This is a genomic window from Flavitalea flava (genome assembly GCF_054461575.1).
The window spans coordinates 28,915-41,684 of sequence record NZ_JBTLQH010000054.1 but is presented as its reverse complement, the minus strand read 5'-3'; the positions used below and the strand labels follow the sequence as shown (position 1 = coordinate 41,684).

At 44.9% G+C, this 12,770-nt stretch carries 13 protein-coding genes; 5 read left to right on the top strand and 8 right to left on the bottom strand.

Going from position 1 to position 12,770, the window contains the following annotated elements:
* Positions 1-85: 85 nt before the first annotated feature.
* The 8 genes from ACX0G9_RS28035 to ACX0G9_RS28000 all read right to left on the bottom strand — a co-directional run bounded on the left by ACX0G9_RS28035 (position 86) and on the right by ACX0G9_RS28000 (position 6,998).
* A complete protein-coding gene (locus tag ACX0G9_RS28035; protein ID WP_459068297.1) occupies positions 86-964 on the bottom strand; it encodes an NAD kinase in 879 nt (292 codons plus the stop codon).
* 2 nt (positions 965-966) lie between these two features.
* Positions 967-2,484: a POTRA domain-containing protein gene (locus ACX0G9_RS28030; RefSeq protein ID WP_459068296.1), complete on the bottom strand. Its 1,518-nt coding sequence runs from the start codon at positions 2,482-2,484 to the stop codon at positions 967-969.
* A 99-nt stretch (positions 2,485-2,583) separates the two neighbouring features.
* Positions 2,584-3,246 carry a CBS domain-containing protein gene (locus tag ACX0G9_RS28025; RefSeq protein WP_459068295.1) on the bottom strand — a complete coding sequence of 221 codons (663 nt, stop codon included), beginning with the start codon at positions 3,244-3,246 and terminating at the stop codon, positions 2,584-2,586.
* A 70-nt stretch (positions 3,247-3,316) separates the two neighbouring features.
* Complete coding sequence (locus ACX0G9_RS28020) at positions 3,317-4,093, bottom strand: alpha/beta fold hydrolase (protein WP_459068294.1); 777 nt, start codon at positions 4,091-4,093, stop codon at positions 3,317-3,319.
* A gap of 249 nt (positions 4,094-4,342) precedes the next feature.
* Positions 4,343-4,876: a CvpA family protein gene (locus ACX0G9_RS28015; protein WP_459068293.1), complete on the bottom strand. Its 534-nt coding sequence runs from the start codon at positions 4,874-4,876 to the stop codon at positions 4,343-4,345.
* Complete coding sequence (locus ACX0G9_RS28010) at positions 4,876-5,328, bottom strand: GatB/YqeY domain-containing protein (protein ID WP_459068292.1); 453 nt, start codon at positions 5,326-5,328, stop codon at positions 4,876-4,878. Before ACX0G9_RS28010 ends, ACX0G9_RS28015 begins: the two co-directional genes overlap by 1 nt.
* A 13-nt stretch (positions 5,329-5,341) precedes the next feature.
* Positions 5,342-5,689: a gliding motility protein GldC gene (gene gldC / locus ACX0G9_RS28005; RefSeq protein ID WP_459068291.1), complete on the bottom strand. Its 348-nt coding sequence runs from the start codon at positions 5,687-5,689 to the stop codon at positions 5,342-5,344.
* Between the two features lie 109 nt (positions 5,690-5,798).
* The gene (locus tag ACX0G9_RS28000) at positions 5,799-6,998 is read right to left on the bottom strand and encodes a glycosyltransferase (protein ID WP_459068290.1); all 1,200 of its coding nucleotides are present in this window, start codon (positions 6,996-6,998) and stop codon (positions 5,799-5,801) included.
* 237 nt (positions 6,999-7,235) lie between these two features.
* On the opposite strand from ACX0G9_RS28000, the gene ACX0G9_RS27995 reads away from it, so the two are divergent.
* From ACX0G9_RS27995 to ACX0G9_RS27975, 5 genes are all read left to right on the top strand, one after another.
* Complete coding sequence (locus ACX0G9_RS27995) at positions 7,236-8,471, top strand: T9SS type A sorting domain-containing protein (RefSeq protein ID WP_459068289.1); 1,236 nt, start codon at positions 7,236-7,238, stop codon at positions 8,469-8,471.
* 212 nt (positions 8,472-8,683) lie between these two features.
* Positions 8,684-9,397, top strand: coding sequence for a DUF4290 domain-containing protein (locus ACX0G9_RS27990; protein ID WP_459068288.1), 714 nt, complete (start codon positions 8,684-8,686; stop codon positions 9,395-9,397).
* Positions 9,398-9,486: 89 nt separating this feature from the next.
* Entirely contained in the window at positions 9,487-10,791 is a 1,305-nt protein-coding gene (gene murA / locus ACX0G9_RS27985) for a UDP-N-acetylglucosamine 1-carboxyvinyltransferase (protein WP_459068287.1), read from the top strand.
* A 55-nt stretch (positions 10,792-10,846) separates the two neighbouring features.
* Positions 10,847-11,431, top strand: a complete 585-nt coding sequence (gmk, locus tag ACX0G9_RS27980) for a guanylate kinase (RefSeq protein WP_459068286.1) — start codon at positions 10,847-10,849, stop codon at positions 11,429-11,431.
* Positions 11,432-11,469: 38 nt separating this feature from the next.
* Positions 11,470-12,747 (top strand): hemolysin family protein, encoded by a 1,278-nt coding sequence (locus ACX0G9_RS27975; protein ID WP_459068285.1) that lies wholly within the window; start codon positions 11,470-11,472, stop codon positions 12,745-12,747.
* Positions 12,748-12,770 lie beyond the last annotated feature (23 nt).

Genomic DNA, 12,770 nt, shown 5'->3' with positions numbered 1-12,770 from the left:
AGGTTAAATTAAAAGTACCCGGAGCCAACAAATTTCTAATAATTATCCTTCGGATATTGGAACTATGTTCCAATTTGCATACCAATTAATTTCGGGTATCCAGTCCCCAGGAAAGTTTGCCCCTGAGCGTTTGCAGGAAATTGTTTTCGTTCAGGCGTATCAGACTGAGTGTGAAGGATTCACTCCGAACGGCCAGCTGTATCTGCTTATCAACGATCTCTTTGCGGGAATCCAGGGCGCAGAGAAAGTTCTCTGTACGGCCTTCCACTTCAAAGGAAATTATATTATTATCCGGGACCACAATGGGGCGGACATTCAAATTGTGAGGCGCTACAGGGGTGATTACAAAACTCGCAGACTCCGGAAAAACGACAGGCCCCCCGCAACTCAGCGAATAGCCGGTAGACCCGGTAGGGGTTGAAACGATCAGACCATCGGCCCAATAAGTATTCAAAAACTCTCCATTCAGGTAAGTATGTATCTTGATCATAGGAGAAGAGTCGGTCTTATGAATGGCAAATTCATTCAGGCCGTAGGGAACATCTCCGAATAAAGGTTTGTCAGCATCCAGATGGATCAGAGAGCGTTTGTCAACCACAAAAGTGCGGTTGACCAGGGAAGTGACAGCCGTTTCCAATTCTTCCTTTCCAATACTGGCCAAAAATCCAAGCCGGCCAAAATTGATACCCAGAATAGGAATATTTTTATCCCGGACCAGAGATACGGTATCCAACAAGGTACCGTCCCCACCCAAAGAAATAAGAAATTCTATGGAATCATCGAGGTCGCCGGAATCCCTGAAGCTGGAAACATCGGAAGGGAGAACGAATGCAGAACCTATTTTCTCCAGAAAAGGCTGATGAATAACCGGTTGCAGGTTTTGACGTATCAACTCATCGAATAATCGCTGGACCTCGCTTTGCTGTTCATATTCAATAAAGCGGCTATATATGGCTACTTTCATAATCAGAAGTCATTTCGGATGTGTAAAAATAACCCCTTTTGTCCTAATTGATTGAAGCTATAATCGAACTTAAAGGTCAGATCATAAAAGGTTACGATATCTATGCCCAAACCACCTGTATATAAAAACCGGTTGACCAGTGAATTATTCCGGAAATCCTGGTTATAGGCATACCCGTAATCGTTAAAGGCGGTGGCAAAGATCCGGAAAGGTATGTGATCATGTGAAGAACCCCTGACCAGTGGTATGGAAAAATTAAACAACTCACGGTATAAGGTATTTCTAACCACTATGCCTGCAGTTCCATCAACTACATATCTGTCCAGCCCCCGCAGGTACAGATCACCGTAGCCCAAAAGCTGCTGATTATAAAATGGATGCCTGAGCGGTAATTTCAGAATGTTCGAATTCTGGACACCGAACCAAAGCTTATGGGCCAACGGCCAGCTCCTGATGAACCGGGTATACCCCTGCCAGAGATTCATGTCCTTGTTGATGCCCCTTCGAATCAGACCGGTCTCAAAAATAATCCCATTCAACGGGTAGGCAACATAATCCACGTCTGTATAATTGAAGGAATATGTAAACTCGGGATAAAAAACCTTTACCTGTCCATTATTAAAATAATGGGGATTATAGACCAGAACAGCACTGTCGATTTTTACATCCACCAGTTTTAAGCCCACAAAATGCCTTACGCGAAGGGCAGGGCGGTAAAAATAACGGAGGGAAAAGGAAAATTGGCGGCTAAGGTATTTACCGGCATAACTGATCGTATCCGCATTGATAAAACCCTGCTGGTTACCTGCCGTAAATGCATCCAGTTCCTTTACTTCCGCAAAGGAGAACCCCATTCCAAAACCATGTTTCAGGGACTTGTCCGCGTAAGGCTGGTTATAATAAAGCTCGAGTTGCCGGGCATAGCCCGTGATCAGCCAGGCGGTAAGGTTATCATTCCGCCCCGTGAAATTATGATGGGTGAATTTGGCTCCATAATTTACCCGGTCCAGGTTATAGTTTTTTTGGGCCCAAGCGGTCAGGTTCCTGTCGACCGGTTTAAAATAAGGGAGCGGAAAAATATACCATCTCTCTTTCACGTCTATCTCTATGTCTACCTGATAACCCCTGAAGCCTTTCAGATAAATGATCACTTCATTGAACAGGCGGGTATTGAAAAGACGGTCATGGGCCAGCTGAAAGGAGGTCACGAGATCTGAAAGGAAGACGGAATCGCCGGTTTTAAAAGACAATTCCCGCTCAATAATATATTTTTTTGTCTTTTTATTGCCGGAAACGATGATATTTCCGATGATAAAAGATGTCTTTGGAACGGGTAAGACAACAGAGCCGGTAAGGTCGGAGGGGCTGGAGGAATCGGAAGGAATTCGTGCAGATGGGACCTGCATCCTGCCGGTATCCGGAAGGTTTGTTTTTTCAGGCAGGATCTGGGCATTGGATGGAAGGAACATCAGGACAGCAGATACTACTAATAAATATTTCCAATCCTTCATTATTGCCATATAGCTGTATAACGGTCAGGTATTTACATGTCAAAAAATAAGGGTATAAGGGTAAAAATGTCAGAAAACTTAAAAATAAGCTTAAAAAGGACCAGATGATCAGATACTCAGGTAATTCATCAGGTGATCATAATTGCTGCGCAATTCATTTTCATACAACTCTTCCCCGAAATAATATTTTACCTGGTAATCGTAGCGCTGAAATGTTGCAACAATATCAGAAATTTCCAGCTTATTGATCCGTAAGGTTATATAGAAATTACCGGAATGGGCATCCGTATACGTATTGAGCTGTGTGAGTTGCGCATCATTGGTTTCGACCAGCTTGCTGATTTCGGAAAAAGAAAAGCTCACTTTTTCCATTTCCAGGACGATCACCCCTCCGGTATCATTCACCCCCGTAATTTTGCTTAATTGTCTCAGCAGATCGGTTGCGATAATAGAGCCGGCATATTCCGCTTCTTTAGTAACCACAGGTATAACGGTGAGACCAAACTCATTGACCATCTGAACCGCTTCAAAAAAGAAAGAGTCGGCATGAACGGACATCTTTGAAAAAACCGCCTGTAACTGATCCAGCCGGGTTGTATCATCCTCGATATTGAGCAGGTCATCCTCACTTACCAATCCTGATAATTTGTCTTCAACGACTACGGGTAAGTGGGTAACGTGGAAATCCGCCATCAGATCGAGTGCCTGGGAAACAGGATCGTTCAGGTGCAAGGACGGTATCGTCGCGGATATGACTTCTTTATTTAACACATTTATATAACACCTTGCGGTGCTATTATTAAATTTGAAAGCGACTCTTCCATACTATAGACGTAATAAATCAGGCTACCGCTGCCGGCTCGTTCAATTTTGTCAAAAATTTATGCAAAATCTTATTGAACTCGTCAGGAGTTTCCATCATTGGGGCATGCCCGCATTTATCGATAAAATACAATTCGCTGTTCGGGATCAACCGTTGAAATTCCCTTCCGACGAAAGGAGGAGTGATGGTATCATTATTCCCCCAGATCAATAACGTCGGTTGTTTGATTTGATTGAGTTCTTCCCCTAAATTATTTCGAATAGCGCTTTTAGCCAGTGAGATGATCTTAATGGCCTTTAAACGGATATTAACCATTTCATATACTTCATCTACAAGCTCCTTAGTGGCTACTTTAGGATCATAAAAGGTTAATTCCGTTTTTTTCCGGATATACTCATAATCGCCTCTCTTTGGATAGGTATCCCCCATGCCGTTCTCAAAAAGTCCCGAACTGCCGGTCAGGGTAATGGATTTTATCCTTTCCGGATGCCTGAGTACGTGCATAAGCGCAACATGACCACCCAAAGAATTTCCCAGCAAATTGACCTGCTTATAATCGCGGTATTCGATGAACCGGTGGACAAATTTTTCCAAACCCCCTACGGTGGTATGTAAAAGATCCAGCTCAAACAAAGGCAAAATCGGTACCACCACCTTATAATATTGGCGGAAGTATTCGATCAGATCCATGAAGTTACTTAATGCACCGAACAGCCCGTGTAATAACACCAGCGGCTCCCCCTCCCCTTCTTCGATGAATTTGAACTTTTCTACTTGTTTGATTTCGTATTGCATCAGCTATTGAGTTCTACGGCCTGTAATTAAGCGCTAAAATAAACGATTTAATGCAAAAAAATACCTTAATAAGCTAAGAACAATTTTTATTCAAAGCAAATTTACGACAACTGAGCCCGATAAATTTTTTTAAATAGCTCCCTGCCGTCTATCCCCGTTAATAACCTCCTTAATGCCCCTTTAATTTCCAATATTCAGCCCTTTATCCGGGAGGTCGGAGGACATTTTTTTTAAAATAGTCTACCAAAATTATAGACTAGCCGTAAGATGAGCGAAAAAATTTTCCAATTCCGTAAACATTCCCTTAAAAAAGGGGACAATTTTCCCAAACCCTTCAATCGCTTCCTTGCCCAGGGGTCTTATATAAGGGTAGACCCTTGATGAAGCGAGGGTGGCATCGGAAACAAAATGCACCTGCACAGCATAAAAAAGCAAAACGCTCAATATAATTGCATATACCAGTATATAGAGCACGATGCCTCCTAATTTATTGAGCCAGCCCATCATCGCCAGATCTACGACGGTTTCAGCCAGTTTTGCACCCCATCGCACCACAAGTATCACTCCGATAAAAACCAGCAAAAAGGCCAAAACCGGCAACCAGCGGGTGGACATATGCATATTCTCTTTCAAATAGCCTGCCACAGCCGCAGATAATTTAATGGCAGCCGCCAGTCCGATAATAAAGGCCAGCCCGGAAAATACGGCAATGATCAACCCCTGACGGAATCCTTTAAAAACAGCCAGGGCGATGATGATCAGGAACAGGACATCGATCAACATTATTTTGCTAATAATTCTTTGACTACGCCGCTGATCGTCTTACCATCCGCCTGGCCTGCCAGTTGTTTGGATGCAAGCCCCATTACTTTTCCCATATCTGCCGGGCCCGTAGCTCCGGAATCGGCAATGATCTTTGCGATAAGCGTTTTCAGTGCTTCGCCATCCAATTGCCGGGGCAGGAACTTTTCGATCACTTCTATTTCTTCCTGTTCTTTTTTGGCCAGATCCGGCCGTTGCTGTTGCTGATAGATTTCCAGGGAATCTTTCCGCTGTTTGATGAGCTTTTGCAGCAATTTGATCTCATCTTCCTCTTTCACGGCTCCGCCAGCCCCTTCTGCTGTTTTCGCCAAAATGATCGCTGCTTTAATAGCCCGCAGCCCCCTTAAGGCCGCTTCATCTTTTGCCAGCATGGCTGTTTTCAGATCAGCCATTACTTTTTGTTCTAAACTCATGACAAAGGGGATTTTATATTTTGTTTGCTTTTAACTGATGTTCCCTGAATTTACCATAAAAATCCTTAGCAAATTTTTTCATATCATTTACCAGGATCTCGTCCTGTGTGGCTCTTTGAAAAGTTTCAGCCATCGTCATAAAGGTCTGGTAATAGAAATCGGCCATTTCATCCACCATCATATCCTTTGTCCAGAGATCGATACGCATGGCTGTTTTATCTGCACCATCCCAAAAGGCCAGCATCATGGCCTTTGCTTTACGTACTGCATCGGCAGTGGTATCCGAAGCATTCCAGTTAATCGCTTCCGGAACCCTGTCTTCGTCCAATACCACATCAATAGTTATCGAAGATTTTCGCATAAAAAAAATTTAGCAACCCGCAAGTTAGCGGTTTTATCGTGATTTGGGCCTCTCCTGCCCTGGTAATACCCCTTACTTTAACCATTATTTCCTCCGGGACCGTACCGGGCTATTTATTCAAAAATTGCTGCCGGGCAAACTGTATGGCTTCCCATACCTGATCTGCCGACTGTTCCAGACTAAATAGTTTCAACCGGGCCTTCCCTTTTTCAATAAGCATATTTCGCCTGTTTTCGTCCTTATATAAGGTCATCATCAGATCAGCCAGGGAGGAAGGATTGCCGGGCTGGGCGTATAGGACCGCTTCCCCGCCGGTTTCCTGTGCCCGGCCGAAGGATTGGGTAATTACCGGCACCTCGGATTTCCAGGCATTAAGCAAGGGAATCCCCAAATTAGCAGGAATAAAGGGATAAATAAAGGCATAGGCCCCTCCAAGGAGGCGGGCCACCTCTTCGCGGGAAAGCTGGTCAGATACCAGCTGATCATATAAATGAACGTCTTCCCTGTATTTATAGGTTTCCAGCTTTTTGAGGAAATTCTTATCCTGCGGGATACCCGGCCCTGCCAATATTAATTGCATATTGGACTTTTGCCTTTTTTTAAATAAGGAAAAAGATTTCAGAAGACCGACCTTTTCCTCCGCCCCCGGACCGGCGAGGCTGAAAAAGTATTCTTTTCCTCCGGAATGACTATTCTTTATAGTTTCCTTTTCCGCTGCAGAAGCCGGGAAGCAGTCTTCATCCGCTGCACAGGATATTACAAAGACCTTTCCGGCATCATTAGTCCCAGTAGCTTTCCCGTTGAGCATTTTTTCGTCCCGGCCAGGATCCCGACCGGGATCAAATCCGGTCAATGCCTCCTTATCTTTTTCGAAAAAAGCCAGGATCGCACCAGCCCCTTCTATTCTACTGCCTTTCCGGTTGTTGACTGTTCCCTGCTTCCCTATATTTCTACCTGTTTCCGGTCCTGCTGCAACCGGAATCCACAGGCATTGAGGGAAGGACAATCCCGCGGCCCGCCGCCCTCCTGTTGTCATGACAAGGTCTGCCTTATATTTTTTAGCTACTCGTTCAATCTGCCAGCCATACCATAATTTCCACCCAGCCTTGCCCGGGAAGGCCCTCCTGGTTATAATCTGCCCTCCGGAAAGACCGGGTAATGAGCCTTCGCAATAGTTGTTGTCTACGAGAAAAATCCATTCTATATCCTGCTTAATGGAAAGGTTGTTGATACATGAAATAATAAAATGAGTGCCCTCTCCGTTAGCATTATCGTATTGGAAGGGTCTGCAATCAAGTAGAATGACCATACCGCAAAGGTAACCCTGCAGTGCCCTTTTCCAAAAATACTCCCCTAATCCCCGCCGTAAGGGCTCCCCTGAGAGCCCTCCATTGCTCTTATATTCATATGCATGTGGTTTTTACTATGTCAGATAATTGAGTATAAATGATAAATGCTTTGGCTTCATTCTTGCAGTAAGATATATTTGTAAAATAATCCGTATTTGTATCTTTAATCCGATACACCACTTTTAAAATCAGTGCCTATGAATCGTGTGTACTCCATGATGCTCACTGTCTGTATATGCATGACAGTCATCCACTTACCAAGGGTCAGTCTGGCCCAATGCACCTGCTGGACCGGTAATCCCGCAACTCCCGTGGTCGCCAATTTCACCCTAACACCGACTGCTATTTCCAGCGCCAGTTTAAGCTTTACACAATTCAATCCAGCCCTCGGTGATTTAAGTTGTATGAAGTTTGACTACAATATATCAGCATCCAGCATTATTGGGGCGCGGAACCTGGCCCCTTCCACGGCCTTGTTGTTACCTACTGATCCGGAATACAGCCCGACCGGAAGAAAAAAATATCGTTTTTCGCTGGTTACTTCTGCAACAATTTCCGGATCTGGTATTTCCACCGTTGATCCGTTTTTTACGAATTTTGGCCCCGATTCGTTGGGTGCTTACGGGCAGCCGGATGATAGCATAACATACGGGCCCACTACTATTATTAACAATTTCTCGGGGTCAACCGCCGTCGCTCCTTCCGGAGCTTACATGGGAGCAGGAACCGCCTTCCTTTCTTATTCACTCAGCGGAGGATTAAATACACTTCAGGGCGGTATTAATTTTAGCCAGAAAATCCAGACCTCCCTCTGGGGAACCTTCAGCATGACCTATTACTGGTGTCCGGCACGTCCGCTGGCCAGTTCCATTAAAGACTTAACGGCCTTTCCGGGCAATAACACTATCCAAATTCAATGGTTAACAGACAATGAACAAAAAAAGTCCAATTATGAAATCCAGATCAGCAGAGACGGCAGCCAGTTCAACACCACCGGAGAAATACAGGGAGACCCTGCTTCAGCAGGTTCTACAGCAAAATACCAATATCAATATCACCTTAATCCGGCTGATGTGGGCAAATTGTATTTCCGGATCAAAGAGACAGATGCTTCCGGGAAAGTGAGTTATTCGGCGGTAATCATCGCCACCCCTGATGTCAGGCATGGCGGTGGGCCGGTAAGTTATCAGACCTACCCTAATCCGGCTACGAACTCCCTGACCTTTCAGTTCAATTCCAATCAATCCGGCCGTTATCTGCTGGAACTGGTCAATACTGCCGGACAGACCATACAACAAAAAGCCGTAACCCTGGCCGGGACCAATCAAATAAAAATGGATCTCAGCCCCCAGCCTGCCAAGGGCCTGTATTTTCTGAGAACCCGCGATCTGACCCAAAACCGGGATTATGTCAGTAAAGTTTTAATAAATTAGAAGACCGGTAATCAGAAGACCAACGCAAAGATCAGCCTGTGAAAGACCAATAAATCCATCCTGCGAAAAGCCTTCCTTAATGGAGGCTTTTCTTTTTTATCCTTATTTCACATTAGTCCGGAGCCAACCGGCTTTTCTTTGTATAATCGCCATTTAATTGTAGGTTTGTAAACTAACTTAGGTTATTTATTATGGGAAATATAATGGATACTATGGAGTACAATACCACGCGAAATCATCTGATTATGCGTGAGTATGGGAGGCATATCCAAAAAATGATCGAATACCTGCTGACCCTGGAGGACAAAGACAAACGTCAGCGTAATGCCTATGCTGTCATTGAATTGATGGGATTCCTTAATCCACATCTGAAGAATGTTGAGGATTTCCGGCACAAATTATGGGATCATCTTTTTTTGATCTCCGATTTTAAACTGGAAGTCGCTTCGCCTTATCCGATCCCTACCCGGGAAACGTTGAGGGCAAGACCTAAACCGCTTAAATATCCCAAACGTTATCCGAAATTCTCCCATCTGGGCAAAAATCTGGAAATCGTTATCAATAAAGCACTGGCCGAGGAAAATCCTGACAAACGCAATGGTTTTGCCAATGCCGTTGCTTATTATATGAAGCTGGCCTATAACAACTGGCATAAAGAAACCGTTCACGATGATGCCATCCAGAGCGAGCTGAACAATCTTACCGGGGGTCAGTTGGAATTTACGAACACACCATTCGTAAAAAGCTACAGGCCTGTTGAGAACAGAGACCGGGACCGGGGTGGGTATGGCGATTACCGTAACAAACGTAATCAGAAATTCCAGCCAAGAGGTGGAGGAGGCAGCAGCCGGAACGACCGCAATGACCGGAATAACGATCGCGGCGGCGGTGGCGGTGGTGGTAAATTCAAAAAGAAAAGATTCTGATCATTCAGCTTGTAATAATTTAACGGCGATATTAACAGGGAATTGACCCCCTTCTTAATATCGCCTTTTTCATTTAAAAAAACAGCACTGTGCATTCATTCGAAGTCATCGGAGGTAAAAAACTAAAAGGGGAGATCATTCCGCAAGGCGCCAAAAATGAGGCCTTGCAAATAATAAACGCCGTATTACTAACACCCGAAAAGATGACGATCACCAATATTCCGGATATATTGGATGTAAATCTCCTGATTGAATTATTAGGAGAAATGGGTGTAAAAATTGAACGGACCAGCAGAGATACCTGTATATTTCAGGCGGATGCGGTTGATATCGAATACCTGCGGAGTGATACCTACCGCAGCAAAAGCGGGAAACTGAGAGGTTCGGTCATGGTTGCCGGCCCAATGCTGGCAAGGTTCCGCAAAGCATTTATTCCCAAACCAGGTGGCGATAAGATCGGAAGACGCAGATTGGATACACATATTATCGGGTTCGAAAAATTGGGTGCTCAATTTACCTACCATGAAGAAGAAGGGCTTTTTCACCTGGTAGCCCCTCAGCTAAAGGGGACCTATCTGATGCTGGACGAGCCTTCTGTAACCGGTACGGCCAATATAGTCATGGCTGCGGTTATGGCAGAGGGGACGACTACCATTTACAATGCAGCCTGCGAACCCTATTTACAACAGTTATGCAAAATGCTGAATCGGATGGGGGCAAAGATCACCGGTATCGGCAGCAACCTCCTTATTATCGAAGGAGTGGAATACCTGGCAGGTACGGAACACCGTATGTTGCCGGATATGATCGAAATTGGCTCCTTTATAGGGTTAGCCGCAATGACACAAAGCGAGATCACTATTAAAAATACCAGTCTCGAAAATCTGGGTGTCATCCCGGATAAATTCCGTCAATTGGGTATTCAGCTGGAATTCCGCGGAGATGATATTTATATTCCGGAACAGGAAATTTATGAGATTCAGAGTTTCATGGATGGCTCGGTGCTGACCATTTATGATCATCCCTGGCCTGGTTTTACTCCTGACCTGTTAAGTATTGTCCTTGTCACTGCCATTCAGGCCAGGGGTTCGGTACTTATCCATCAAAAAATGTTCGAAAGCCGGTTGTTCTTTGTAGACAAGCTGATCGATATGGGAGCGCATATTATCCTGTGCGATCCGCACCGCGCAGCTGTGATCGGTATGGCCCGTGAACAAAAACTCAGGGGAATCACGATGAGCAGCCCGGATATCCGGGCCGGGGTAGCGCTGCTGATCGCCGCCCTTAGCGCAGAAGGGAAAAGTACTATTCAAAATATTGAACAGATCGACCGGGGATACCAGCAGATAGATGAGCGTCTGTGTAAATTGGGAGCTCAAATCACCAGGATTTAAGACAGGCAATATAAGACAGGCAATAAGTATAACCAAGGATATAACCCAGGATCATATGCAGGAAAATATGACTAAGGACCATAAAATCATCATTATCACGGCCCCTTCCGGTGCCGGTAAAACGTCCATAACCCGCTATTTACTGGGAAAATACCCTCAATTGGCCTTTTCTGTATCTGCGGCTACCCGTTCAGCAAGAGGCCAGGAAAAAAATGGGGTCGACTATTATTTTATGAGCCTGGAGGAGTTTCAAGAAAAGATCCGGCAAAATGCTTTTGCCGAATGGGAAATGGTTTATGAAGGAAAGTATTACGGCACTTTGACAAATGAACTGGAGCGCATCTGGGGTCAGGGGCGGATCCCGGTTCTGGATATCGATGTGAAGGGGGCGATCCATGTGCAGCAGCAATATGCCGGCTCCTGTCTTTCTCTTTTTATTCAGCCACCATCCACAGATGAACTCAAAAGAAGACTGGAAATCAGGGGAACCGAGACAGAAGCCAGTTTACAGGCCCGTGTCAACAAAGCTTCCTATGAGATTTCCTTTAAGCATCATTTTGATAAAATAATCGTAAATGACGAGCTGGACAAGGCATGTAAAGACGCCGATGAGACGATTAAGCACTTTTTGGGCCTTTGATTTAGATTTTCCGATTTTTCCGAGTAATTTAGTGGCGTATGATCAATACCAATACCCTTATCTGGATTGTCGTTGCCTGGCTGATGATCGCCTTTTTTGCGGGAATTGAAGTAGCTTTTGTAAGTGCCAACAAACTGGCCATCGAATTAAAGAAAAAACAAGGGCTCAACAGCGGTATCATCCTGTCCAGATTTATGGAGCATCCTGCTCAGTTTATCGGCACCACGCTGGTAGGCTTCAATATTTTCCTCGTGATCTTCGGTTTGATGGTGGGCGAAACATTTTTACCCCTTTGGAACCTCCTGATTACGAAAATCCATATTCCCAGCAGTTATGTGAATTCCATGCGTCTTTTCGTAGAAACGCTGGTAGCTTCGGGCTTTATTCTTTTATTCGGAGAGTTTATCCCAAAAGCCCTTTTCCGGGCCAAAAGTGATTCTTTGCTGGGTTTTTTTGCCGGAACCACCGAGTTTCTGAACCGTTTCTTTTACCCGATAGCGAGCTTCTTTGTTGCCATAGCGCAATGGATCCTCAAATATGTGTTTAATGTGCGAATGGATGACCGGAAGGGCCCCTTTTCAAGGACCGATCTGGATCATTTCATCCAGCAGACCAGCGATGCGATGGAAGATTCCAACGATCTGAACAAGAATCTTTTTGAAGCGGCTCTTTCCCTGCCCAAGGTAAAAGTACGGGAATGCCTGGTTCCCAGAAAAGAGATCGAAGGAGTTGACCTGAATATGCCCATTGAAGAGGTCCGGAAAAAGTTTGTCGAGACCAAATTAAGCAAACTCGTCATTTATGACGGAAACCTGGACCATGTCGTCGGTTATATCCACCAGCTGGATCTGTTCAAAAAGCCTCCCCTCATCAAATCCATATTATTGCCAATCCCTGCGGTCCCGGAAAGTATGAGCGCCACGGATCTTATTAATAAATTCAGCCGGGAAAGGAAAAGTATCGCCTGGGTGGTGGATGAGTTCGGGGGTACCGCAGGTATCGTAACCATGGAAGATTTGCTGGAAGAGATCTTTGGGGAGATCCGGGACGAATATGATACGGAGGAATTCGAAGAAAAGAAATTGTCGAATGATGAATTTATTTTCTCCGGAAGGCTGGAGCTGGACTATCTTAATAAAAAATACGACCTCGAATTGCCCGAAAGCGAATCAGAGACCCTTTCCGGCTATATCATCAATCAACATGAGACCATTCCCCATCTCAAGGACCGTATCATTGTCGGGGATTATGAGTTCGAAATACTGAACGTCAGCGATACCCGCATTGAAATGGTCAGGCTTAAGGTCTTGAAATAAGCTGAGGAAGCTGAAATAACCCA

Coding starts and splice junctions, on each gene's coding strand:
- ACX0G9_RS28010 (WP_459068292.1), bottom strand. CDS start 5,328: ATGAGTTTAGAACAAAAAGTAATGGCTGATCTGAAAACAGCCATGCTG.
- ACX0G9_RS28000 (WP_459068290.1), bottom strand. CDS start 6,998: ATGGTCATTCTACTTGATTGCAGACCCTTCCAATACGATAATGCTAAC.
- ACX0G9_RS28020 (WP_459068294.1), bottom strand. CDS start 4,093: ATGCAATACGAAATCAAACAAGTAGAAAAGTTCAAATTCATCGAAGAA.
- ACX0G9_RS28030 (WP_459068296.1), bottom strand. CDS start 2,484: ATGGCAATAATGAAGGATTGGAAATATTTATTAGTAGTATCTGCTGTC.
- ACX0G9_RS27975 (WP_459068285.1), top strand. CDS start 11,470: ATGATCAATACCAATACCCTTATCTGGATTGTCGTTGCCTGGCTGATG.
- ACX0G9_RS28015 (WP_459068293.1), bottom strand. CDS start 4,876: ATGTTGATCGATGTCCTGTTCCTGATCATCATCGCCCTGGCTGTTTTT.
- ACX0G9_RS27995 (WP_459068289.1), top strand. CDS start 7,236: ATGAATCGTGTGTACTCCATGATGCTCACTGTCTGTATATGCATGACA.
- ACX0G9_RS27990 (WP_459068288.1), top strand. CDS start 8,684: ATGGAGTACAATACCACGCGAAATCATCTGATTATGCGTGAGTATGGG.
- gmk (WP_459068286.1), top strand. CDS start 10,847: ATGCAGGAAAATATGACTAAGGACCATAAAATCATCATTATCACGGCC.
- ACX0G9_RS28035 (WP_459068297.1), bottom strand. CDS start 964: ATGAAAGTAGCCATATATAGCCGCTTTATTGAATATGAACAGCAAAGC.
- gldC (WP_459068291.1), bottom strand. CDS start 5,689: ATGCGAAAATCTTCGATAACTATTGATGTGGTATTGGACGAAGACAGG.